At 44.4% G+C, this 24,334-nt stretch carries 19 protein-coding genes; 15 read left to right on the plus strand and 4 right to left on the minus strand.

What is annotated here, in order from left to right:
- Positions 1-86 precede the first annotated feature (86 nt).
- Positions 87-1,403, plus strand: a complete 1,317-nt coding sequence (locus tag JWH17_RS14095; RefSeq protein WP_205223268.1) for a M18 family aminopeptidase — start codon at positions 87-89, stop codon at positions 1,401-1,403.
- Entirely contained in the window at positions 1,403-2,026 is a 624-nt protein-coding gene (locus tag JWH17_RS14100; protein WP_205223269.1) for a lytic transglycosylase domain-containing protein, read from the plus strand. The genes JWH17_RS14095 and JWH17_RS14100 overlap by 1 nt, the downstream gene beginning before the upstream one ends.
- A 259-nt stretch (positions 2,027-2,285) precedes the next feature.
- On the opposite strand, the gene JWH17_RS14105 is transcribed toward JWH17_RS14100, so the two are convergent.
- Complete coding sequence (locus JWH17_RS14105) at positions 2,286-3,527, minus strand: BaiN/RdsA family NAD(P)/FAD-dependent oxidoreductase (RefSeq protein ID WP_205223270.1); 1,242 nt, start codon at positions 3,525-3,527, stop codon at positions 2,286-2,288.
- A gap of 334 nt (positions 3,528-3,861) precedes the next feature.
- Positions 3,862-5,700 (minus strand): hybrid sensor histidine kinase/response regulator, encoded by a 1,839-nt coding sequence (locus JWH17_RS14110; RefSeq protein ID WP_205223271.1) that lies wholly within the window; start codon positions 5,698-5,700, stop codon positions 3,862-3,864.
- An 850-nt stretch (positions 5,701-6,550) separates the two neighbouring features.
- Here JWH17_RS14110 and JWH17_RS14115 point away from each other — a divergent pair.
- From JWH17_RS14115 to JWH17_RS14130, 4 genes are all read left to right on the plus strand, one after another.
- Positions 6,551-7,705 (plus strand): MBL fold metallo-hydrolase, encoded by a 1,155-nt coding sequence (locus JWH17_RS14115; RefSeq protein WP_205223272.1) that lies wholly within the window; start codon positions 6,551-6,553, stop codon positions 7,703-7,705.
- A 464-nt stretch (positions 7,706-8,169) separates the two neighbouring features.
- A complete protein-coding gene (locus JWH17_RS14120) occupies positions 8,170-8,913 on the plus strand; it encodes a L,D-transpeptidase family protein (RefSeq protein WP_205223273.1) in 744 nt (247 codons plus the stop codon).
- A gap of 59 nt (positions 8,914-8,972) precedes the next feature.
- Positions 8,973-9,308 carry a PilZ domain-containing protein gene (locus JWH17_RS14125; RefSeq protein ID WP_205223274.1) on the plus strand — a complete coding sequence of 112 codons (336 nt, stop codon included), beginning with the start codon at positions 8,973-8,975 and terminating at the stop codon, positions 9,306-9,308.
- Between the two features lie 40 nt (positions 9,309-9,348).
- Complete coding sequence (locus JWH17_RS14130; protein WP_205223275.1) at positions 9,349-10,965, plus strand: sensor domain-containing diguanylate cyclase; 1,617 nt, start codon at positions 9,349-9,351, stop codon at positions 10,963-10,965.
- 56 nt (positions 10,966-11,021) lie between these two features.
- Here JWH17_RS14130 and JWH17_RS14135 read toward each other — a convergent pair whose 3' ends face one another.
- On the minus strand, positions 11,022-11,684 hold the full coding sequence (locus tag JWH17_RS14135) for a Crp/Fnr family transcriptional regulator (protein WP_205223276.1): 663 nt from the start codon (positions 11,682-11,684) through the stop codon (positions 11,022-11,024).
- Positions 11,685-11,803: 119 nt separating this feature from the next.
- Here JWH17_RS14135 and hcp point away from each other — a divergent pair, with 119 nt between their 5' ends.
- The 9 genes from hcp to JWH17_RS14180 all read left to right on the plus strand — a co-directional run bounded on the left by hcp (position 11,804) and on the right by JWH17_RS14180 (position 21,947).
- A complete protein-coding gene (gene hcp / locus JWH17_RS14140) occupies positions 11,804-13,435 on the plus strand; it encodes a hydroxylamine reductase (RefSeq protein WP_205223277.1) in 1,632 nt (543 codons plus the stop codon).
- A gap of 73 nt (positions 13,436-13,508) precedes the next feature.
- A complete protein-coding gene (locus tag JWH17_RS14145) occupies positions 13,509-14,144 on the plus strand; it encodes a ferredoxin-like domain-containing protein (protein WP_205223278.1) in 636 nt (211 codons plus the stop codon).
- Positions 14,145-14,196: 52 nt separating this feature from the next.
- The gene (locus JWH17_RS14150) at positions 14,197-14,940 is read left to right on the plus strand and encodes an ATP-binding protein (RefSeq protein ID WP_205223279.1); all 744 of its coding nucleotides are present in this window, start codon (positions 14,197-14,199) and stop codon (positions 14,938-14,940) included.
- Positions 14,941-15,301: 361 nt separating this feature from the next.
- Positions 15,302-15,808, plus strand: coding sequence for a shikimate kinase (locus JWH17_RS14155; protein WP_205223280.1), 507 nt, complete (start codon positions 15,302-15,304; stop codon positions 15,806-15,808).
- 210 nt (positions 15,809-16,018) lie between these two features.
- The gene (locus tag JWH17_RS14160; RefSeq protein WP_205223281.1) at positions 16,019-17,407 is read left to right on the plus strand and encodes an FAD-binding oxidoreductase; all 1,389 of its coding nucleotides are present in this window, start codon (positions 16,019-16,021) and stop codon (positions 17,405-17,407) included.
- 26 nt (positions 17,408-17,433) lie between these two features.
- Positions 17,434-18,705: a (Fe-S)-binding protein gene (locus JWH17_RS14165; protein WP_205223282.1), complete on the plus strand. Its 1,272-nt coding sequence runs from the start codon at positions 17,434-17,436 to the stop codon at positions 18,703-18,705.
- Between the two features lie 275 nt (positions 18,706-18,980).
- Positions 18,981-20,342 carry a cytochrome c biogenesis protein ResB gene (locus JWH17_RS14170; RefSeq protein ID WP_205223283.1) on the plus strand — a complete coding sequence of 454 codons (1,362 nt, stop codon included), beginning with the start codon at positions 18,981-18,983 and terminating at the stop codon, positions 20,340-20,342.
- Between the two features lie 116 nt (positions 20,343-20,458).
- Positions 20,459-21,310 (plus strand): c-type cytochrome biogenesis protein CcsB, encoded by an 852-nt coding sequence (gene ccsB, locus JWH17_RS14175; protein WP_205223284.1) that lies wholly within the window; start codon positions 20,459-20,461, stop codon positions 21,308-21,310.
- 238 nt (positions 21,311-21,548) lie between these two features.
- Positions 21,549-21,947: a cytochrome c3 family protein gene (locus JWH17_RS14180; protein WP_205223285.1), complete on the plus strand. Its 399-nt coding sequence runs from the start codon at positions 21,549-21,551 to the stop codon at positions 21,945-21,947.
- Positions 21,948-22,024: 77 nt separating this feature from the next.
- Here JWH17_RS14180 and glyS read toward each other — a convergent pair whose 3' ends face one another.
- The gene (glyS, locus tag JWH17_RS14185; RefSeq protein ID WP_205223286.1) at positions 22,025-24,100 is read right to left on the minus strand and encodes a glycine--tRNA ligase subunit beta; all 2,076 of its coding nucleotides are present in this window, start codon (positions 24,098-24,100) and stop codon (positions 22,025-22,027) included.
- Positions 24,101-24,334 lie beyond the last annotated feature (234 nt).

Consider the following 24,334-nt stretch of genomic DNA (forward strand, 5'->3'; position numbering starts at 1 on the left):
ACATAGTACTTAAAGCTCGTTTAACATTTATCCGCTACCCTTGGCTTCTTGTACAGGGTATTCTTTTTTGACCCCGGAAATATACAATGCAACCAACAGAATTTGTACAGGGACTCTTCCAATACATCCAGGACTCCCCCACCCCCTTTCATGCTGTGAAAAACAGTGAGGAAATCCTCTCCCTCAACGGATTTCAACGACTTGACGAGGCTGCCTCCTGGCAGGGACTTGAACCTGGTGCCTATTACGTAACCCGTAACCGCTCCAGCCTCATTGCTTTCAACCTGACCCAACCACCTCACCCACACCAAACTTTACGAATGGCAGGAGCCCACACAGACAGCCCCTGTTTAAAAGTAAAACCCCAACCACTTATTACAACTCAATCCTGCATTCAGATTGGGGTCGAGGTCTATGGGGGAGCGCTGCTCAATCCATGGTTTGACAGGGATCTCTCCTTGGCAGGCCGCCTGACCTGGAAGCCTCAACAGGGACCAATACAGTCTGGGCTCATTGATTTCAAAAGACCGGTCGCCATTATTCCCAGTCTGGCCATTCACCTTGATCGAGAAGCAAACGACAACCGTTCGATCAACAAGCAAAATGACATTGTTCCGCTGGCATTAATGGCTCACGACGACATAACGCCGGATTTCCACGCCCTGCTCAAAGAACAGCTTGATATGGATTGTCCTGCCAATCAAGCGACCTCCATACTTGACTTTGACCTGTTTTTTTATGATGCACAACCACCTGCTCAAGTCGGTTTTAATAAAGAATTTCTGACCAGTGCAAGGTTTGACAACCTTCTCTCCTGCTATGCACTGATAAAAGCTGCAACAATGACCGAAGCACCACAGGATTTTATGATTGTACTCAATGATAACGAAGAAACAGGTTCTGTATCCACCACCGGTGCCCAAGGCTCGTTTCTGCAATCCGTCCTTGAACGCCTCTACCCGGAGCCGGCTCATCGCACCCGGGTGACCAGCAGGTCGCTGTTTATCTCCGTGGACAACGCCCATGCCGTGCACCCTAATTTCCCAACCAAATATGAAGGGAACCATTTACCAAAACTCAACAGAGGACCAGTACTCAAAAAAAATGCCAATCAACGATATGCATCCAACAGTGTCACCAGTGGTCTGTTCAAATTGATATGCGAGAAAGCAGAAGTACCTGTGCAGGAATTCGTTATGCGAAATGACATGGCGTGTGGATCAACCATCGGCCCCTTAACCGCTGCAGCCATCGGGGTGCCTACAGTTGACATCGGGATCCCGTCCCTGGCCATGCATTCAATAAGGGAAACCGTAGGTAACCTGGATGGCTGGTATCTTTCCGAAGTACTGTCCGGATTTTTCCAGGAACAACAGGAACAGCTTCGCCGGCAGGATGTATAATGCAGAGATATCTTTCCCGCAGACTCTCCTATCTGCTCATATTCAGCTTGCTCTATCTCGTGTACACTGCAGATGCCAAAGCAGCGCTGTCACAATATGTTAGAAAACACAGGAACATATCCGTTACTAATCAACAGGCCGCCAATGTGGCCAGGTTTAATCATCTTATTGAATATTTCAGCTCTTTTTCTTATTTCAAGCCTCGTCACAAGGTAAATGCAAATTTCATCCGTGCGCTCATGCTGGCTGAATCCAATGGCGACCCAAGGGCAACTTCCAGTAAAGATGCGAAAGGACTCTGTCAAATAACATTTCCTACAGGCAAACAGGCGGCCAGTGAATTAGCCAAAAAAGATATAAATTTTCGGTATGTCAGCAAGCGTAGACTGCTCAATCTTCGCCCCCAGGATCTGTACAACCCATCCATAAATATCCTGCTTACCTGTTACCTGATATCCAAATACAATTACAATTTTCAAGGCAAGCTGGATTTGGTCGTAGCAGCGTGGAATGCAGGTGAATACTCGATCACCAACAATCGCCCTCCCCAGTATAAAGAAACCCTCAACCTCATTGGCAAGGTCAACGGCTATTTTATTTATTTCCTAAAAAATAAGCGCTGATTACCAGCTTTTTTTTAGACAGATCAGGATCTATCATCGTCAACGACATGCCAGTTTCACATACAAACAGTGTATAATTGAACAACCCGAATTTCTCATGAACCTTTTGATTTCAAACTCAATCAATTGATATTATTGTTTAAAGAGTAATTGTACAATTAACAACCTGTTTTCAGTTTTAAATCAAAAAGTTCCCCCTTCGGGCTAGACACAATGCTCTCATAAGCAATCTTAACGAAGTTAACAACTGGTCAGGATTTTACCCGCATACAGCCTTTCCTGCGACCCAGCCGGTACTGAAAGCTGCCTGCAAATTATATCCTCCGGTATCAGCTTGTATGTCCAGCAGTTCGCCGACAATATACAGGCGCTTACTCTTTTTCGACTCCATGGTACACGGATCTATCTCCGCTGTTTTAACCCCTCCTGCAGTAACGATGGCTTCTTCAAGGGAACCATAGCCGGTAATCTCAAATCTAAAATTTTTAAGCCAGTGTCGTATTTTTTTTCTAGCTTGAGCAGGCAGCATAACCGCAGTCATATTGTGATCGATCTGAGCATAATCAAGGCAAGGCTGGATTAACTCGCGAGGCATAAGTCCCCTAAGAAAGCTACTCATAGGATCATGGGGTCGTTTTTGCAGGTCTCTCTGCATCCGGGCTTCAAGCTTAGCATCGTCAAGCGCAGGTTTAAGATCTAAAATGACAGCCACCTGTGCTCTTGAACGTAGTGCATCTACAACAAGGGAACTTAGAGTGAGTATAATCGGACCGGAAAGGCCATTTTTGGTAAAACTGAGTTCACCAAATGCTTGGGTTTTTCTCTTTCCATTGATGAACAAACGGGCATTGATATTTTTTAATTGCAGTCCGGCTAAACCGTTACCAATCCTTTCCGCGGTACGGAGTGGGACCAGCGCTGGGCGAGTAGTAACGATGGTGTGACCAACAGATTGTGCTAAACGATACCCATCTCCAGTAGAACCGGTGCGCGGATAACTGGCTCCACCAGTTGCCAGAATAACGGCATCAGCATATATTTTTTGGTTATGGCCGCACACCACTCCTGCAACTTGTCCTTTTTTCACCAGAAGGTCTACAACCGAAATCTCTGTGCGTAAATCTACTCCCGCCTCTTTGACCCAATCGACCAATAGGCGAGCAACAAGGGGCGCATCACCATCTGCTGGAAAAACGCGTCCTCCTCGTTCAAAGCCGATTTTTAAGCCACGCTTTTCAAAAAATGCTATAAGTTCACCTGAAAAAAACCGGCCAAATGCTTGCCTGAGAAAACGGCCTGATTTACCAAAATGATCGATAAATTCGACAATGGGAGCCGTATTAGTAATATTGCAACGCCCCTTGCCGGTTATCCGAATTTTTCTTGCCGGAGTTTTCATCTTTTCCAGTAAAATGACATGCGCACCGTTAGTTGCGGCTACACCAGCAGCCATCAGTCCGGATGCACCTCCGCCTATGACAATTATTTTTTTTTGAGCCATTATAAAATGTGTTAAACGAATAAAAGGGAAAATAAAGAAATCTAAGGGAGCAACTTTTTTTGGGAACGACGCTCATGCGCTTGCATTGCAAAAAAAAACTTATCTGCAGGATAGAGCACTCTTTATCACATCTCCTTGTTTACTGTTACTCTTTTCTGGTTAGAGGGCGTCTTGAATAATTAAATTTTTCGTCCACAATTGAAACAGACGAAAAAAAAATAGCCACAGGCATATACATTGGTTACCACAGTGACCCTTACCGCAGAAGATAAAATTTTGGATGTTACAAGGAAGTTGGATGGATTAGCAATTTTTAAGATAGCTTTATTGTTTGTTACGAGTAAGTCATCCCTGTCTTGACTTCATCAAGTACAGACCTCACCGAACGACCTAAATCTTCCATAAGGACAGGTTTTGCAAGATACTCGTTAACGCCTAAAGCAGAGGATTTATCAATATCGAGCTGCTCACTGAACCCGGTCGTAACTATAACCGGAAGTTGATCATTAATCTGCCTCACCCGTGCAAGCAGTTGCAGTCCTGTAAAATGAGGCATGGTAAGATCAGTTATGACTAAATCTATCCGGTCATGAAGGTTACGAAATGCCTCCAATGCTTCAAGACTGCTCACTCGCATGGTTACCTTATAGCCCATTCTTTCAAGCATGTTTTTGGTGACTTCTGCAACAGATTTCTCATCATCAACCAAAAGAATATGCTCGTCACCTCTGGGAATTGGCCCATGCACATTCTTATTGGTGGAACTCTTTTTCTTCATTTCAATAACAGGAAGATACACAAAGAAAGTGGTTCCTTTGCCCACCTCACTTGTTACTCGGATACCTCCACCATAGCCTCGCAAAATACCATGTACTACGGACAACCCAAGGCCGGTTCCCTTGTTCCTTGCCTTGGTACTGAAGTAGGGATCAAAAATCTTATCAATGGTCGTTGTATCCATCCCATGTCCGGTATCTGCAACGGTAAGACAAAGATACCGCCCGGGTGAGAGTGTTTCATGGTCGCAATCATCAACCCCTAAAAAAACTTCGCTAAGTTCAAGCTGTAAAGTACCCTTTATATTTTCCATGGCGTGAAAACCATTGGTAATCAAATTCATGATCACTTGATGTAACTGGGTGGTGTCAGCCATAACCAAAGGCAAATTAGCCGGGATTTCCTGGGCAAGCGTAATAGTCGCAGGCAAAATAGGACGAATAAGCTGCATAACTTCTTCAATGACCTTCTCCATGGAAACCGGTCTTATTTCCTGTTTCACCTCTCTACTAAAGGTTAAAATTTGCCTGACAAGATCACGCGCTCTTTTGGATGCATCCAGTATCCGATGACAATGCTCCTGCATTACTTCATTATTGCCGGCTTCAAGTAACATTAACTCAGCTCTCCCCATAATGGGAGAAAGGATGTTATTGAAATCGTGAGCAATTCCACCGGCGAGACTTCCTATTGCTTCTAATTTCTGGGTTTGCTGTATTTGTTTTTCATACTCCTTTTTTTCCTGCTTGAGTTGGGTCTGCTCCGTAATATCAATAACTGAGGCGTATACTTTCTCCCAGTTTTGCTCGTAGCCAGCTGCAACAACAGCTCTTAATTCAATGGTCAGATTTCTACCAGACAACGTACGATCAGAAATTGTCACGTCAAAGGAGCCGCAATCGAGAAACCCCAATATTTCTTCTTTGATAATCCACTCTGACCCCTGAGGTAAAATATCCTTTATTCCTGACAAATCGTTTTTATCGTCAATCTCATATAAATCAAGCGTGCGCGCATTAACATCTGTAACCTTTATCTTATCAGCACACACTCGCAAGGCCTCTGGGTGCATTTCAAAATATAACCCAAAATCCTGTACACCCTCAGCCTGAAGGTCATCAATGTAGCTCTTTACCTCTGAAAGGTCCTCCTCCCATAACGAAATAGGCGATTGTTCAAAAATAAGATGATATCGCGCTTCAGCCTTTTTTAATTCTTCATTTTTTGTAAAAATAACTTTCTTGTTTCGATAGTTGAGAACAAACAATAGAATCAAAAGAATGATAACAATGGTGAGTCCGCCTGTGACGAATGCAGGTCTGTAAGACAAATCAATATATTCGGTGAAGTTCCTTAGTAAGGAAAGAAAAAAATCACCGACAGAATTATAACTCATTGTTTAGTTGTCTTGTTTCGTTGCTAAAAAAAAATAACCGATTCAACCTTTGTAACTCCCTCAAAGCAGCTATCGAACGCTGCATACCTCTTGTCTTGTTGGATTGGAAAAAGTTGATCCACAGAACCGGCACAAAGAGAACTTCCCAAAAAGCAAAAAAGGATGAGTATCAAACAAATCCTATGCAGATGGAGCACTGTTGAATTGAGAGAGATCGTGTTCACAATAGTACGAACCACAATATAAATTGAAAGAAATCAAGTAAAAGCATTCTCTTCTATCCTAGGACGGAAAGGCATTTTTTGTCAAAATTAAAAACAGGAAAAGTTGCTATTTAAACAGCAATTTTTACGTAATAAAAATGGAAATACAAAATGAGTGATGACAGAAAATACCACGTTACCCTCTTTGTCTTTGCATTTCGACAAGGCATAACCTTTCCCCACCAAAAATAACAACAAACACACCTCCACCTTTCCCTTTTCCCCTGTACAGCTAACGGCCCCGTGGATAATGAGAATTTTAGGGCACGATTGAGGTATGGAAAAAAATACATGCGATAATAATTGTTTTCGGATTATTCGCTTACATCCGTAGTAATTTCCTAAGCATAAAGGCGTCAGCACTAGGCTCCGAGATATTGGACAAAAAGGCTATCAGGTAAAATGACCTTATACCTGTGCTCTGCTTTTCAGTCAGATAGTGCGCAGGAAGGATGTTGCTGAATAGTTACCTATTTCTTTTTGTTTTTTTCCTGTTATATTGTAGACAAAGAGTTCATCTTTACGTTCTTTCATTTCAAGACCCCTTTGTCTATATATGGCCCTCATGTTGTAAGGAGAAAAAATTCATGGCAATTTTCAAATACCAGGCAAAAGACCTTTTTCAATGGCTTACCGAAAAACAGGATATCGTTGTCCTCGATGTTCGTAACGATAAAGATTTCAAACGATTTCAGGTTGAAAGTCCTTATTCTTTTGAAATGCTCAATGTCTCCTATTATGACTTTATGGAAATAGAAGAAGAGTCGGTCAATCGGGTACCAAAAAACAAAAAAATAAAGATAGTATGTGCTAAAGAAGGGTCAGCCAAATATGTCGCTGAAATTTTAGAAAAAAATGGATTTAAAGATGTTGGATACCTTGCAGGCGGCATCAAATCCTGGGGCAATCTTCTGGTCCCCAAAATAATCGAAAAAAATGACACCTACGAGCTCTACCAGTTTATTCGACCAGGTAAAGCATCGTGCAGTTACGGGCTCATAAGCGGCAAGGAAATCATGTTTTTTGATCCCTCACGAGCTATTGATTTTTACCTGGATTTTGCAAAACAAAAAGGATGCACAGTTGTCAGGACCTTTGAAACCCATCTGCAGGCAGATTATATTGCTGGAAGCCGTGATATAGCAAATACAACCGGCGCTATCTTTCATGCTAACGAAAAGGACTTTCAAGGATCTAAAAACCCCTATAAGCCTTTGGTGGACGGGGAAACATTCACCTTCAGCAATGGGGGAGCGCAGGTGAGAGTCTTGTTCACTCCAGGGCACACGCCGGGATCGACCTGTTTTATCATTGATGAAAAGTATATCATCTCCGGTGATATGATTTTTATCAATTCTGTCGGAAGACCCGACCTTGGCGGTAAAGCAGAAGAGTGGGCACACCTGCTTTATGATTCAATCCAGCTCATCAAGCAACTTGATCCGGAGCTCAACGTCCTTCCTGGTCATTATATTGACTGGGCTGAAGCCAATGATGATCTTGTATTTACCCTCCCTTTACAACAGGTGTTAGCTCGAAACAAAAACATATACGATATCAAAGAGTTAAACGAATTCATTCAATTCATCAAAGACAATATGCGTCCCCAGCCGGAGGAATATGCTAAAATCCGCCTGGTAAATGCCAACCTTGAACAGTTTGAAGACGATAAACAAGAAGAACTTGATCTCGGAAAAAATGAATGTGCGGCATCTGCCTATGCCAAAACGCAAGCGCAGTAACAAATGTGGCTATTTTTATTGAATAATTCACGAGCGATCAAAACGCGGTGCAGATACCGAGCGGCAACGCTGTTGATCAGACTTCAATACGTTGCCGACACAGCAGGTCGTGGCTTATGGCTAGCTTGTTTTTCCCTTGATTACAGGGATAAGAGTGAATTGCAGACAATAAACCATGTTCAGGCTCATGGCCGCCAAGGATGCTGGTTCGCCTGAAAACTCTTTTGAGATAAACACACGTTGAGTACGTGGTGCCGGCTTAAGACTAACTACGCTTGTTACCGATAAAGCTAGGCCGAGTTTCTTATGAACTTTTTGATTTTAAACAAAATGAATTGATATTATTGCTTAAAGAGTAATTGAATAATTAACAGTCTGTTTTTCGTTTTTAATCAAAAAGTTCCTCCCTCGGGCGAGACTCAGCCACTTGCAGAACAAGTTCCACAAGTGAGTTAATCGAAACAATGCCGAAAAAGATGCCGACGTGTAACCGCCTGAACTTTTTTTTTACCCTGCTTTTGTTGCTGGTAGCGTCGCCCATAGCGCCTTGCAACGCGACCGAGGGGAGCCCAACCGGTGGCAAGGCTGGACATTTTTTTTCAGCCATCCAAAACGAGGTAGGTCATAAACTCAGCGCCCGAGGACTTACCCTCGGTAATCAGGTGTTTATCCGCATCCTCAAGTTGCCGGGCATTCTTGAATTGTGGGTCAAAAAAGACACAACATTTGAGCTTTTTTCCTCCTACCCTATTTGTACCTATTCCGGATATCCTGGTCCCAAATTAAGAGAAGGCGATTTGCAAAGTCCGGAAGGTTTTTACCATGTCCGACGTAACCAACTCAACCCCACATCGAGTTACCATCTTGCGTTTGACATTGGCTATCCAAATTTATACGATCTCAATAATCATCGGGATGGAAGCAACATAATGATCCATGGAGGTTGCTCTTCCACAGGATGCTTCGCCATGGGTGATAAAAAGATGGAGGAAATTTACGTTACAGTGCAACAGGCATTACTCGCTGGGCAACAAAAAGTAGAAGTACATATATTTCCATTTGCACTTACAAAGCCCAATCTTGAACGTTTTTCCCAATCACCCTGGATCAACTTCTGGAAATCAATGGCGCCAATGTATATTTTTTTTGAAAAACGAAAACAATTACCGATAATAACCGTGGTCAAGAACAGCTACTCTCTAAACTGAGAGCCACAACTGAATATATCTGACTCTCCTTATCAATCAACAACTTGGCAGCTACACCAATGAATAACGAACGCCGACAAGCACAACGTATACATTTTACATCCACAGCACTGGTCCATTTTGACTCCGGGCAGACACTCTCGGCCGCAGTTAAAACCGAAAATATCAGCCTTAAAGGACTGTTTATTATAACAGAAACCAAAATACCCCTACAGACGGATTGCTCCGTTGACATTACGCTGGAAGGGAAAAGCAGCACCTTGCAATTCACAGTTGTCGGTACCGTCTGTCGCCATGAACCAGAGGGTTTTGCAATGGTTTTTTCTACACTTTCACCTGACAGTTATGCTCATATTACCAATTTGATGCACCTACGGGATCAATCTGACAAATAAACGCAACCTTACCTATCCAACATCACCCCATGTTAGAGACATGATCCAAGAGCAGACACCACTCTATCGCCCCAGCATTAAGCTCTTTTTTATCCTGTTTTTCACAACCGGTGCGATCCTCAGTGGTCTCCTCACTTTTTTTTATCAAAAAGAGACAAGAGACTTAACACACTTCATTAAAATCCAGGAATCATACGGTCTTGAATTACGGAAAAAGAGGATCAGCTCTATTTTTAAGGATATCAAGGCAGACATCTTTTTTCTCCGAGACCAAAACGAACTCCGCCAATATCTGCGGACCGAAAAAAAACAACAACTCACCCTGATGGGGCAGGAATATATTTCTTTGGCAAAAAGTACTCGTATGTATGACCAGATTAGGTACATCGATAAACAGGGGATGGAAATCTTACGGGTAAACTTCAATCAAGGTGAACCGCTCATTGTCCCGGACGACCAGCTACAGTCAAAAGCTGACAGATATTATTATAAAGAATGTGTTTCGCTGAAGAAAGACGAGGTCTTTGTCTCTCCTTTCGATCTGAATGTAGAACATGGAACGGTTGAGCAACCCTTTAAGCCCATGATCCGATTATGCACACCGGTTTTTGATAACCATGGTACAGAACGTGGGGTACTCGTTTTAAATTTTCTAGGCCAGGATATACTCACGAGCCTACTTTCCATCGAGCGGGTATCACTTGGTCAAACTATGCTGGTCAATAATCAAGGGTATTGGCTCAGGCACCCTGACCCTGCATACGAGTGGGGTTTTATGTTTCAGGATAAAGCAGATGTTTCATTGGCGATCCAATCGCCTGAAGTCTGGAAAGAAATACAATCATCCGCCAAGGAACAAATAGGTACCCCAGAAGGTCTTTATTCATTTAACACTGTGCTGCCTATGCTGGATGAGGCTGAACCAAGTCAATATGCATCGCCGGCAAAAGGAACCATCGGGCAATACAGATGGCATCTGATATCATTTCTTCCACAACAAAAAATTGACCAAAAGTCCCATGCCATTTTTATGCAATTTTTGATTCTGGGTGCTGTTCTTTTCATTTTGACAGCCATCGGATCGTGGAGCATGGCCTATGCTGTTACCAAAAGAAAAATTGCTCAAAATAGATTAAAAACAATGGCCTATTTTGACACTTTGACAAACCTGCCCAACAGGCGCCATTTTTTCGACCGCCTCGAAGAAGCGGTTTCGCATGGAAATCGATACAATAATACGTTGGCGCTGATGTATGTTGACCTCGATGGCTTTAAAAACATCAACGATAGTTTAGGCCATGACGCTGGAGACACGCTCCTGCAGCACGTAGCGTATTGCCTGCGAAAAACATGCAGAAAATCTGATACGGTTTCACGCCTTGGTGGTGATGAATTTGCCATCCTTATCCCGGAAGTTGCCTCCCAGGAAGACATTGCAACCATTGCTGCTAAAATTATAGCTATCCTTTCCCAGCCAATAACCATCAACAATGCACAAGCTCAAGTGGGAGCAAGTATAGGGATAACTCTTTTCCCTGCAGACGGTGATGAGGTGAGCCAACTACTCAGCAATGCTGACTCAGCAATGTATCTGGCTAAGAGTCAGGGAAAAAATCAGTACCTCTTCTTTAGCGATACCCAACCTCCAAAAAATTAATCAACAGTACCTGTTCATTGAAAAATTTTTTTTCATACATGCTATAGAAAGACCTCTCATCGCTCACGAAGGCGCTCCAAATCAAGCAGACGAATGGTCTTGCCTGCGACCTTGATCAGCCCTTCTTCGCTCATTTTTGCAAAAATTCGAGACAACGTTTCCGGAGTTGTTCCCAAAAGGCTTGCCAACTGCCCTTTGGGAACATCGAGCACCACCTCTTCTTCCCTGTTTTGCTCCTCTATAAGATAGAGAAGGTAAGAGGCAAGCCGTCCAGGCACTTCTTTCAGGGTCAAATTTTCAACCTGGGTTGTAAATCTTCGCAATCGCATGGACAAGACAGCTAACATGCTCAAAGCCAGTGATGGGTTGGCTTTGAGTAAATTAATAAATTCCAACCTTGGGAAAAAAAACAACTCCGAAGCTGCGAGGGTAGATGCCGAAGCAGGAAAAGGAGTACCATGAAAAACAGGCACCTCACCAAAAGGCTCGCCAACACCGAATATATGCAGGATCTGTTCCTTGCCGTCGGTTGATAATTTGAAAATTTTTACCTTTCCGCTAGCCACCATATAAAACCCATTGCCAGGCTCGCCGTCATGAAACACAGCCTGCCCACGCTGATATTTTTTCGAAACGGAAATACTACACAGAGCATCGAGTTGCTCGTCAGGCAAACCGTTAAAAAGCAGGCTTTTTTTGAGAATTTCTTTTTTTTTCACTTTTTTTAATAAAAATTTATTTTTTGACCTAGATCAATTGAAGAACCACTCTTAGGTGTATGATGTGTGCATTCAATATGACACACAACCTACAATAACTCACTTGAGGAAAAACTACTATGTTCTGTAATCAATGCGAACAAACTGCAAAAGGAACAGGCTGTAATGTAGCTGGAGTATGCGGCAAAAATGAAGAAGTGGCCGATCTTCAGGATCTCCTTATCCACGCATTGCAGGGGCTGGCTCTTTACGCTAATGAAGCTCGCCAACTTGGCATCGTTGATGAAGCCACGGACTTGTACACCTATGAGGCCATTTTCTCCACCCTCACTAATGTTGATTTTGATCCGGATCGTTTTTTTGCGCTGATTAACAAAACCATTGAGTATCGTGAAGCAATGAAGGCCAAGGTAGCGGCAGCCGGCGGGAAAACAGATTTTTCCGAAGCGCCTGCAACTTTTCTCCCTGCAGATACAATCGCTGGAATGGTTGATCAGGGCAAAGCATTGCACCTGATCGAAAATCTTGATACTGATGAAAACATTCGTTCGCTGAAACAAACCCTGCTTTACGGTTTAAAAGGTATCGCCGCCTATGCAGACCATGCCGCCATACTAGGACAAAAAGATCCTGCAGTTGCAGGATTCTGTTACGAGGCCTTGTGTGCATTGCTTGCAGAAGGGCTTACTGTGGAGCAGTGCGTGCCGGTTGCCATGAAGGCTGGAGAAATTAACCTTCGTGCAATGGAGCTTCTCGATGCTGCCAACACCGGTAATTACGGACACCCTGTTCCCACTCAGGTACCACTTGGCCATCGAAAAAATAAATGTATTCTTATTACCGGCCATGATCTCCATGACCTTGAGCTCCTGCTTAAGCAAACAGAGGGCAAAGGGATTGATGTTTACACGCATGGTGAGATGCTGCCCTGTCATGGCTACCCTGAGCTCAAAAAATACGACCATTTTTATGGCCATTTCGGGACTGCCTGGCAAAATCAGCACAAAGAATTTCCGAATTTTCCCGGACCGATTCTTTTTACCACCAACTGTATCCAAAAACCCAAGGATGACTACAAGGACCGCATCTTCACCAACGGTCTGGTCGGCTGGCCTGGAGTCAAGCATATTGAGGACAAAGATTACAGTGCAGTGATTGATATGGCCCTGAGTATGGAGGGCTTTACCGACGATGCCGATCAGGGTCATGTTATGGTTGGTTTTGCCCGTAATGCAGTTTTGGGCGTTGCCGATACAGTTATCGAAGCTGTTAAATCAAAGGCTATCAGACATTTCTTTCTTGTTGGCGGTTGTGACGGTGCAAAGCCAGGTCGTGATTATTTCACCAAATTTGTCGAACAAGTACCAGACGACTGCATGGTTCTTACACTTGCCTGCGGAAAGTTCCGTTTCTTTGATAAGGATCTTGGCGCTATAGGTGGAATTCCAAGGTTGCTGGATGTGGGCCAGTGCAATGACGCTTATTCTGCCATTCAAATTGCAGTTGCTCTGGCAAAAGCTTTTGAATGTGAAGTCAATGACCTTCCCCTGTCAATGATTATCTCCTGGTATGAACAAAAGGCAGTAGCGATTTTGCTCACCCTGCTCTACCTTGGGATCAAAGATATCCGTCTTGGACCATCCCTTCCTGCTTTTATTTCTCCAGCTGTATTGCAATTTTTGGTTGATACCTTCGATATCAAACCTGTTGCAGCAACACCGGAAGAAGATCTGCAGGCTATCCTAGGCTAGCAGGTACCTCTTTACCCAACAATAAAAACTCTTCCGGTCGGATCTCACCGACAGGAAGAGTATTTCAAACAACATGACCAGAGAAAATCACAAGACATATATTGTTATGCCGGATATGGACGCAGGCATGCTCTCGCCTGAAGATCTCGAAAAAATCACTGACGTGGTCAAAAGATATAATGTGCCCCGCACAAAAATTACAGGCGCCCAGCGTATAGCCTTCCTCGGTATGGAACCGCAACAGCTGGAGAGTCTTCAAAAAGAACTAAACACACCAGCAAAACCACCCCACAAAAACGGTCGTCTCCATTACATTCAGGCCTGTCCGGGAAATACCTGGTGCAAATATGGGGTTGGTGACACGCTGCACCTGCACGACAGGTTAAAAAAAATAGAGTTAAAAAATCCTCTGCCCAGCAAAGTAAAAGTTGGTATTTCAGGATGCAGGATGTGCTGCTGTGAATCCTGGATTCGCGATGTCGGTCTAGTTGCTGAGAAAAACGGCTGGCGATTCACCTTTGGCGGCAATGGAGGGGGAAGGCCAAGAATAGGCGACATTGTTGCTGACGGACTTACAGAGGACGAAGCGGTTGCTCTCATAGAGAGGACATTACTCTACTACAGTACTGCTGCTCAATTTAAAACACGCAGCGCCAGGTTCATGGAGCGGGTTGGGATAGAAGCTTTACATAAAGCTGTTCTTTCCTGATTTCACGAATATGCCCATATCCCGCAAATAAATCACCATATAGATATAAAAAATGAAAAACTTGCGAAAAATTATAGAAATTGATGAAGAATTGTGTGACGGCTGCGGACAATGTGTTCCTGATTGTGCCGAGGGTAGCTTACAGATCGTAGACGGTAAAGCCCGTCTGGTCGCCGACAAACTGTGCGATGGTCTTGGCGCCTGTCTCGGTTCCTGCCCCACCGGAGCTCTTCGAATTATAGAACGGGAGGCAGACGAGTTTGACGAAGAGGCTGTGGAGGAATACCTGGCCGGCATGAAAGCTGGCAACACCCAACAAGCCAAACAGGCTCCGAGTGGATGCCCATCCGCGCAACTGCAAACACTGCAACCAGCTTCGCCCTGCCAAAGTACCAACACACCAAGTGTGCAAACAGGATCAGCTCTCTCGCACTGGCCGGTACAAATTCGCTTGATCCCGGCAACGGCGCCTTTTTTGCAAAAAAGTGACCTGCTCGTTGCGGCAGACTGCACCGCAGTTTCTTATCCTCATATCCAGCAGGATTATATAGCGGGAAAAGTAGTGATGATGGGGTGCCCTAAATTCGACGATCAGCAGCTCTATATCCAGCGTTTTACCGAAATATTTGAGACTGCTCAGCTAAAGTCACTCACCATTTTAATCATGGAAGTACCCTGTTGCGGTTCGATGACGCACATTATTAAAAAGGCTTATGATGCCGTTAAACCGGATATCCCTGTAAAGCAGGTCGTCATATCTACCCGCGGAACAGTGTTGGAAGAGTGTGCCTGGTAAGATTCTTCACGCTCTAAAGGTCTCCTAGGAGCCGGTCTGATTGAGCAATTTTTTCTTCAAATAAAGGCATTAACGGAAAAATAGGCACAGCCATATACTTAATATCGGAGTCTACGCTTACCCGCGAGTATTATTTTTTCTGTAATAACGACGAGTTGAGGAGAAAGGGTTCAGTCCGACAGACTCCTAGCCTTTGGGGCATTTTTGATGCTGGGTCAATGGATTATATACTGTTATCTCATGCTTCTTTTACCCAAGGTTGAGACGACGGACTTGCTTGGCACCTACTTATCCGTTATTACTAATAGCGCTGTAACCACCTCATTATTGAACATTACCTTTTGGGTCAAAACACGCTTTCATGAAAACTAACCTAACCCTGATAGGCATGCCGGGAGCCGGTAAGAGTACAGTAGGCATCATCCTTGCCAAGACTCTATCCATGGGATTTATTGATACGGATGTCCTCATTCAAATCAACCAGCAAAAGTCCCTGCAGGAAATCATCGATGCCGGCGACTACATGCATCTACGACGCATAGAAGAAAATGAGATATGCAAGCTCAATATCACTAATCATGTCATTGCCACCGGAGGCAGTGCAGCCTACAGCGAACCGGCAATGCGTCATCTACAGACGATATCTACCCTTGTCTTTCTTAATGTAGACTTTGAAGAAATAACACGACGAATCAAAAATTTTGATACCCGCGGTATTGCCAAGGCGGACAACCAGAGCTTTCAGGAACTTTTCGCTGAACGCCAGATTCTATACCGCAAATATGCGGACACCATCATCACCTGCTCTGACCTTGACCAAGAGGAGGTCGCAGAAGAAATTGCCTCAACCTACCGAAATAAGATGTGAAAAAGACGAATCGACATAGGTGTCGCAGGTATCAATTAGTCAACAAGACACTTCCCACCCACGATCGCCTATCTATCCCCCCTAAATATAATTAAAGCGGCTGTAAACAAACATTATTATATTGTCTCCTTATTATTAATGCGCTGTTCTGCAGAGCAAAATGCTTTGCATGCACACTCTCCTTAATCCTCTCTTGCAGAAAAAACACACATGATCACAGAGCAGGTTCATACAGCACTGCAAAATGTAGTCGGTAAAAACAATGTCTACACCGAAACTGCAGATTTAATTACTCACAGTTACGATGCCACTCAAAAAGAATATCTTCCGGATGCGGTTATCTATGCAACGACCACCCGAGAGGTAAGCGACGTTGTCAAGCTCGCTAACCAGCACGGCGTCCCCATAATCCCGCGCGGTGCCGGTAGTGGCTTTACCGGCGGTACTCTTCCTATACAGGGGGGGATAGTTCTCGTCTTAACAAAAATGAACCGCATTCTGGCCATTGATGAGGACAATCTCACTGCGACAGTTGAACCTGGAGTGGTAACCGCCTCTCTGCAAAAAGAAGTTGAGAAACTCGGGCTTTTTTACCCACCTGATCCTGCGTCAAAAGAGTTCTGTACACTTGGCGGCAATGTGGCTGAATGCGCCGGTGGTCCAAGATGTGTAAAATACGGAGTGACCAAAGACTACATTTTAGGTTTGGAAGTAGTTACTCCGACCGGTGATATTATTCATACGGGTGGAGCAACGATAAAAAATGTGGTCGGTTATGACCTCACCAGGCTGTTTGTCGGCTCAGAGGGGACTCTTGGAATTATTACCAAAATTATCATCCGGCTCTTACCCAAGCCTGCTGCAAAAAAGACCATGCTGATCCAATTTGCATCCATAGAAGGTGCAGCGCAGGCAGTTTCTACGGTAATCCGTGGCAAAATTATCCCCACCACCCTGGAATTTCTCGACGCGACCACGCTTGCCTGCATCCGCCATAACTCGGCCTTAGATATACCTGAAGAATGTCGCGCCCTGCTCATCATTGAAGTGGATGGAGATGCCGACATCCTTGAACGACAGGCTGCAACTATTATTCAATTGGTGAGTGAGCTTGATGTACTACACACGGAAATTGCAGAGACAGAAGAACAGTCAGAGGCTATTTGGAGTGTACGTCGCAGTGTGAGTCCTAACATGCGAAAAATCAACCCTGACAAATTCAACGAGGATATAGTCGTGCCCAGGTCCAAAGTGCCGGACATGATACGTGCTCTTGAAAAACTTTCTGCTAAATATAATGTCCCGATTGTCAATTTCGGCCATGCAGGTGACGGCAATATCCATGTTAATGTTATGGTCGATCTCAAAGAACCCGGTATGCCGGAGACAGTTCAACGGGTGCTCCAGGAAATTTTCCAGACAACCGTTGATATGGAAGGTTCCATCAGCGGCGAACATGGCATCGGCACAGCCAAAGCGGCCTATTTGCCCATGGAAATAGATAGTGCTACCCGGAAGTACATGCAGACCATAAAAAAAGCGCTGGATCCGCTCAACATTCTTAACCCAGGCAAAATTTTCCTGGAATCAACCATTTAAAAAATCATCATACCACCAACCACTGCATGACTGATTATAACGAACTAACCCCTTATAAGGATGCCATCAATCAATGTGTTCGCTGCGGTGCGTGTCAGGCTCATTGTCCGGTTTATGACCAAGCGCGACAGGAAGGAGCCGTTGCCAGAGGTAAACTAGCCCTGGCAAAGGCCCTGCTCGAAGAATCCGTAACCATTGACTCGCGTCTGGAAGAGGATGTCAGCCTTTGCCTTATGTGCGGTTCATGTGTCGTTAAATGTCCGAACAAGGTCCCGACCGACAAAATAGTCGGTGCGATGCGACGTGAAATCAGTAACAGAAAAGGACTCTCACTCACCGGTAAAACAGTGGCAGCACTCACCGGACATCCCCCCCTGTTAAAAGCTTTGGTGAAAACGGCTGATGTTTTGTCTCCGGTACTCTTTAAAAAGGTGCCACAAACAAGCGGTCTTCGGCTCAGGTTTCCAGTTTCCGGTCACGCGCAGCGCACCCTTCCTGCAGTGGCTTCCAAAAATCTTTTTACAGAACTGCCGGAATTTATACAAGGCCGGCCCGACAAACCGGTTGTCGGCCTTTTTGCAGGATGTGCCATTACCTATATTTACCCCAAAATCGGGGTGGCAATGGCCTCCTTGCTCAATCATCTAGGGTATTCAGTGTTTACACCACGTACCCAGGGTTGCTGTGGCATTCCAGCCCGCTCTACCGGTGACACGAAGCTTATAGAGCAGTTAAACCGTACAAACCTGGAAGCCTTTAAAGCTCACGAGGTTGCTTATATTGTAACCGGGTGCGCTTCCTGCCATTCCGGTATTGGTGAGACTGATCCAAACAGTACTGAAGAGCAAGCCGACTTTGCAGGCAAGGTCAGAGAAATCCATCAATTTCTCTATCAGGAAGGACTGGCCGATATCTTGGCAGCATTGCCCACAACAAAAGAGCGTACTCGCATAACCTACCATGATCCTTGTCATCTTAAGACAAAGGGCATTATTAATGAGCCCAGGGCCCTGCTTCAATCACTGCCCAATACACATTATGAAGAGATGGAAAACAGCGATCTTTGCTGCGGCCTTGGTGGAAGTTTTTCAGCACATCATTATGCATACAGTAAAGCTATTGGTCAACGAAAGGTTGCCGGCATTAAGGCGAGCGAAGCAGAGCTCTTGGCAACAGCCTGTCCGGGTTGCATGCTGCAATTGCAGGATTCGATTAATCACGCCATGCTCAATGTACAGACAATCCATATCCTTGAGCTCATCAGCAAGGCACTGGCTCTGGATCAAAAGTGGAAGTGAAAGCAAGAAAGAACCAAAAAGATAGCGCCAACCGGTGAATCTATGACAAGGACTGCTTTACTACCAATATGGTCTTGGCTAGCGCTTACGTCCTCATCCCCGATACCCGTTGCGACCAAACAAGTAATTGCGATTTTTACCCGGATCAGCTAAAAAACATGCGCTGTTGTGCAAAATGATATATTTTTTAGCTCTTTTCCACCCGATCATGCACTACCATGTATGCCCATTTTGTATGCATGATATGCTTCCCTTGAAAATGGATAATGCATTCAATGACGAAATCTACTAAAAACCCGATCCTGGCTTTTTTCTCTTCGGTGCAATTAGCCCTGTTCCTGCTGTTTGTTTTAGCAGCAACATCCATCATTGGTACGATCATTCCTCAAAATTCTCCAGCCTCCTTTTATGCCAAGCAGTATGGTCCGCAAATGGCAAGGTTTTTTGAGTTGTTGAAGCTCACCGACATGTATAATTCATGGTGGTTTCTCCTGCTGTTACTACTGTTTGCCATCAACCTTATTGTCTGCAGCATAGACCGGATTCCCCAGGTCATCAGGATCATAAAAAAGGATAATTTGGCAATCAGTCCCGAGCGTTTGCAAAAAATGTCGCTCAGTTCTTCGTTCACCTGGCATACAACCATAGAAATGAGTGTAGACAGAGTCCACGCCATACTGACAAACGAAAGGTGGAAAACAACTCAACGAGACAATGAACAAGGCACCTTGTTTTTTGCAGAAAAAGGCCCATGGACACGGTTTGGAGTCTATGTTGTCCATATTTCTATCCTTATCATTCTCTTAGGCGCTGTTATCGGCTCCTCAATGATAGCCAAAAAGGTTCTCCACAAGCCGTCCTTCGCGTTTAAGGGGTCTGTTATGATTCCGGAAACCAGGGAGTCTGAAGTCATCTATAGTTTCAAAAGCGGCCAGCCTATTGATCTTGGGTTTACAGTCCGCTGCGACTTTTTCGACATAGAATATTACAGTAATGGGATGCCCAAGACCTATCTTTCCAAGGTCACAGTGCTGGAAAACGATCAGGAAATTTTATCAACAGATATTGAGGTCAACGCACCCTTGACCTATAAAGGGGTGACGTTCTATCAATCAAGCTATCAGCCTTATCAGGATTTTGTTGTTTCGCTGCAAAACAATCGGACCAACAAGCAGATCAAGAGGGTTGTTCCCCCCGCAAAACAGCTGGAATGGCAGGAAGGCGGAATATCTTTTGGTATTATTAACCAAGAAGCCAAAGGAAAGGTTACGCAGAGGGTAAAGGTCTGGTTGACTGACAACCAAGGGGATCCTTCCACATTTTGGGTCAACATGGGGCAGGAAGCTATGATAGAACGTCCTTCCGGCACCTATACATTTAACGCCAAGCAACTTTACGCTACAGGACTACAGGTAACCAAAGACCCAGGTGTATGGTTAGTCTACTGGGGCTGTATTTTAATGCTGGTCGGCCTTTATATTGCTTTTTTCATGTCCCATAGAAAACTTTTTGTTTTCATACAGCAAAAAGGAAAAAACACAGAAATCATTGTTGCCGGTAATACCAATAAGAACAAAATCGGTTTTGAAAAAACCTTCAACAGACTGGCCACCCGCTTTGAAGCAACAGATGAGTAATTTTCAATTCTGTGCATACTGCTCCGATAATGACAAACAAACCAGGTAAGCTGCAGAACTTTTCCTGACCATATAAGAGTGGTTTAAACGTAACTCTATCAGCCAACGGAATTTTCATGAACAGTTCACAACTTTTCGGCATCACAATGATAGCATACCTGCTATCAACAGCTTTTTATCTCGCGCTTTTCCTTTTTAAAAATAAGAAAATCGGTTTCATCGGTATGCTCCTTGCCGCCGGAGGTTTACTCATCCAAACTATCGGCATCGGCATGCGTTGGTATGAGTCCTACCAAATGGGAATTGGACATGCCCCCCTGACCAACATGTACGAATCACTTATTTTCTTTTCCTGGTGTACAGCGCTGTTCTACCTCTTTATGGAGATAAAATATAAAGCAAGAATCATCGGCGCTTTTGTGATGCCTTTTGCCTTTGTTTCCATTGCCTATGCCTCTTTTTCAGACCGAATAAACGATCAAATAAGTCCGCTTATTCCTGCATTGCAATCAAATTGGCTTATCGCCCATGTTGTTACCTGCTTCATTGGTTACGGTGCCTTTGCGGTCGCAGGCTCTCTTGGATTTATTTACTTGTTAAAAGCAGGCACTGAGCAGAAAAGAACGGCAGCACCCACATTATTTTCTTCTTTACCGGAATTAAAAATTATTGACGACCTGACCCACAAAACCATTGTATTTGGGTTTATGTGGTTATCAGCAGGTATTATTACCGGAGCCATTTGGGCCAATGAGGCCTGGGGAACGTACTGGAGTTGGGATCCCAAAGAAACCTGGTCGATTATCACCTGGTTTGTGTATGCCATTACCCTTCATGCCCGGTTCACTAGAGGATGGGGCGGCAAACGCATTGCCTGGTTGGCCATCATCGGCTTTGTTGCCGTATTTTTTACCTACTTCGGCGTTAACTTTTTTCTTTCCGGTCTTCATAGCTACGGCTCCAGTTAATGCTCCCACAGGCAACTTTCAGCAAGAATGTAATTCTATTTGGTACCTACTTACAGGTAAAGGTTTTAGGTATAATAAATCAAAGAGTTATCACCCCCGTGAAGAGGTACTCTATTTGAGGAGGTTACAGTCTCTCATTCCCCGGACATCTGTTGACAAGGCTAGGTTTAAGAGCTATACAATTAACGTTCAATAGCTGTTTTTGTTCATATACTAAAAATATCAAAGGAGGATTGATATGAAGAAAATTTTAGCATGCTGTACAGCTTTAGCACTCATGGGCATGGTCAGTTTCGGCGTCGCAACTGCCAGCGACAAAGGACCTGCAGACATGACACTGGAATCAACCATTGACAAGGCCAAAAAGCCAAAGCCAGCTATTTTTCCACATGCTGCCCACCAGGGTCGTCTGGAGTGTGGCGAATGCCATCACGCAAAAGATGATGCTGGTAAGCAGGTAGCCTATGTGGAAGGGCAAAAAATTGAAAAATGCGAGTCCTGCCATAATAAAGGCGAAACAATGCCGAAAGAACTGGCAACTTACAAAGGCGCTGCTCACGCTCAATGTAAGGGTTGCCACGCTAAGACATCAAAGGATCTTGCAAAATGCGGAGTATGTCATCCTAAACAGGGATGATATCTATTGCTCGTAATGCATAAAAAAAGGCTGCTCACGTTGAGCAGCCTTTTTTTATTCTATAGAAGAGTTATGCGTTACTCTACATGCATCTTTGAAATGTCTCCTACCTGCAGCACAAGCTCACCCAATGCGGTGAGTAAATTCAATCTATTTTGCCTGATCCGGGCATCTTCCGCCATAACCATGACATCATCAAAAAACCGATCCACTGGTGATTTCATTGCCAGCATCTCCAGCAATGCTTTGTCATATTGTTTTTCGTCCAGCAATGGTAAAGCTTTAGAACGAACGGTTTCCAGAGTCGCATAAAGATCCTTTTCTGCCGCATCACTCAACAGATTTGGCTCTACCTGAGTCTCAGTGTTGTCTTTGATAATATTCCTGATTCGTTTAAATGCACCGGCAAGCACGGCAAAGTCTTGTTGGTTCTGAATTGCATCCAATGCCTGAATCCGCCCCAGACAATCAAGAGGATTATCAAAGCCGGTTGCTGTTGCAGCATCAACAACCTCCTGTAAAACACCTGAGGCCACCTGCTCATTTTCGAAACGAAGGCGTATAAAATCTAGAATCTCATCTGCGGTGTGCTCTTGGACCTTGATCTGGTCTCCATAGGCAGCCAGAGCTGCCTCTATAACTGCAGACAATGACAGATTAATATTGAGCCCTTTTAAAATATTGAGCAACCCAATCGCCTGCCTGCGTAAACCAAAGGCATCTTTATTACCGGTGGGCCGTTCGCCTATGGCAAAGCAGCCGGCCAAAGTATCAAGGCGATCAGCTAACCCTACAAAAGCACCGGGCAGTGAGGCAGGCAGTTGCCCCCCCGCACGGACGGGCATGTAGTGCTCATGGATGGCCTGGGCAACCGTTTGATCTTCGCCGTCATGCAAGGCATATTCGCTACCGATAATCCCCTGTAAAGAAGGGAATTCGCCAACCATTTCTGTGAGCAAATCGGCTTTTGCAAGCCTAGCAGCTCTCATGGTTGCCTCTTTGAGTGCTGGTTGTATCTTATCCGCCAGCATGGCAGCAATCTTTTCCATTCTCCTGCTCTTCGCAAGCATGGTCCCGAGCTGATGCTGAAAAATAATCCCGTCTAGCTGATCGAGTCTGTCGCTGAGTTTTCTTTTTTTATCCTCATTAAAAAAGAATAAACCATCCTCAAGCCGAGCTCGTAATACTCTTTCATGTCCGCTTGCAGCAAGATCGATGTCCTTGATATCGGTGTTATTAACAGCCACGAAACGGGGAAGGAGCGTTCCGTCCTTATCGGCAACAGGAAAATATTTCTGGTGTTCGCGCATGGAGGTTATTAACGCTTCATCGGGCAATGTAAGAAATTTTTCATCAAAACTTCCACAGACACCGTAAGGTTTTTCAACAAGATTAGTAACCGTATCTATTAAACCTTCATGGAGAACAGGTTGTGCGTCTGCTATCCCTGAATGTTCTTGTACAGCACGCTTTACCTCACTGATCACGAGTTCACGCCTTATCTTGTTATCTGCAACCACATATTTTTCGGCCAAAGTGGAGAGATACTGCTCGGTACCAGTAACATCAAAGGTATCAGGAGACATAAAGCGATGCCCACGGGTGGTCGTACCGGCAACGATCCCTTCAAAAACAAGATCGACCTTTTGCCCACCATAAAGAGCAACCAACCACTGAATCGGGCGGACAAAAGCCGTTGCAGTATCTGCCCAGCGCATGGACTTTGGGAAAACCAACTCACGAATAAGAGATTCAAGCACACCGGGAAGTAAAGAAAGGGTATCTTTGCCCTGTACATCCTCAACAGCCATTAAATATTCTCCCTTGGCTGTCTTGATCACCTGAAGATCACTTGGATCCATGCCTTTGGAGCGGGCAAAACCGATGGCAGCCTTGGTTGGATTACCGTCACCATCATAGCCGGCAACGGTCGAAGGACCAATATGTTCTAAAGTTCTATCAGGTTGACGCTCTTCAATAAAATCAACCGAGAGGGTCAGTCTCCTTGGAGTGGCAAAAGTCTTAAAACCACTGGAGTTGAGGCCAAGTTCCTTCAGCTTCTTTTCTGCTTCTGCTTGTAAAAAATCAAGTGCCGACTGAATATATCCAGCAGGTATTTCCTCGGTCCCAATTTCAAATAGTAGCTCGCTCATTGCTGTCCGTAGATGTAATTAGCTAAAATGGTAAATAAAACGGTATTGCAACACATTTCAAAATAATATTGCGACACAATTTCTATAGCCTCTTTTCAAAGGCTTTTCAAGAAAACAAGACCTGAATCGGTCTGACGGGATACAACCTTACCCTAATGAGAAAATACCGGCAATAACAGTTACCTTTTGGCAAGAAAACAAGAACCTAAGAAATCAGCAATAATTGCAAGATTC

Source organism: Desulfogranum marinum (genome assembly GCF_016918565.1).
Taxonomy (GTDB): Bacteria; Desulfobacterota; Desulfobulbia; order Desulfobulbales; family Desulfobulbaceae; genus Desulfogranum; species Desulfogranum marinum.

Excerpts from the sequence above, each read along its gene's own strand:
- JWH17_RS14095 (WP_205223268.1), top strand. The coding sequence starts at position 87 with ATGCAACCAACAGAATTTGTACAGGGACTCTTCCAATACATCCAGGAC.
- JWH17_RS14100 (WP_205223269.1), top strand. The coding sequence starts at position 1,403 with ATGCAGAGATATCTTTCCCGCAGACTCTCCTATCTGCTCATATTCAGC.
- JWH17_RS14105 (WP_205223270.1), bottom strand. The coding sequence starts at position 3,527 with ATGGCTCAAAAAAAAATAATTGTCATAGGCGGAGGTGCATCCGGACTG.
- JWH17_RS14110 (WP_205223271.1), bottom strand. The coding sequence starts at position 5,700 with ATGAGTTATAATTCTGTCGGTGATTTTTTTCTTTCCTTACTAAGGAAC.
- JWH17_RS14115 (WP_205223272.1), top strand. The coding sequence starts at position 6,551 with ATGGCAATTTTCAAATACCAGGCAAAAGACCTTTTTCAATGGCTTACC.
- JWH17_RS14120 (WP_205223273.1), top strand. The coding sequence starts at position 8,170 with ATGCCGAAAAAGATGCCGACGTGTAACCGCCTGAACTTTTTTTTTACC.
- JWH17_RS14125 (WP_205223274.1), top strand. The coding sequence starts at position 8,973 with ATGAATAACGAACGCCGACAAGCACAACGTATACATTTTACATCCACA.
- JWH17_RS14130 (WP_205223275.1), top strand. The coding sequence starts at position 9,349 with ATGATCCAAGAGCAGACACCACTCTATCGCCCCAGCATTAAGCTCTTT.
- hcp (WP_205223277.1), top strand. The coding sequence starts at position 11,804 with ATGTTCTGTAATCAATGCGAACAAACTGCAAAAGGAACAGGCTGTAAT.
- JWH17_RS14145 (WP_205223278.1), top strand. The coding sequence starts at position 13,509 with ATGACCAGAGAAAATCACAAGACATATATTGTTATGCCGGATATGGAC.
- JWH17_RS14150 (WP_205223279.1), top strand. The coding sequence starts at position 14,197 with ATGAAAAACTTGCGAAAAATTATAGAAATTGATGAAGAATTGTGTGAC.
- JWH17_RS14155 (WP_205223280.1), top strand. The coding sequence starts at position 15,302 with ATGAAAACTAACCTAACCCTGATAGGCATGCCGGGAGCCGGTAAGAGT.
- JWH17_RS14160 (WP_205223281.1), top strand. The coding sequence starts at position 16,019 with ATGATCACAGAGCAGGTTCATACAGCACTGCAAAATGTAGTCGGTAAA.
- JWH17_RS14165 (WP_205223282.1), top strand. The coding sequence starts at position 17,434 with ATGACTGATTATAACGAACTAACCCCTTATAAGGATGCCATCAATCAA.
- JWH17_RS14170 (WP_205223283.1), top strand. The coding sequence starts at position 18,981 with ATGACGAAATCTACTAAAAACCCGATCCTGGCTTTTTTCTCTTCGGTG.
- ccsB (WP_205223284.1), top strand. The coding sequence starts at position 20,459 with ATGAACAGTTCACAACTTTTCGGCATCACAATGATAGCATACCTGCTA.
- JWH17_RS14180 (WP_205223285.1), top strand. The coding sequence starts at position 21,549 with ATGAAGAAAATTTTAGCATGCTGTACAGCTTTAGCACTCATGGGCATG.
- glyS (WP_205223286.1), bottom strand. The coding sequence starts at position 24,100 with ATGAGCGAGCTACTATTTGAAATTGGGACCGAGGAAATACCTGCTGGA.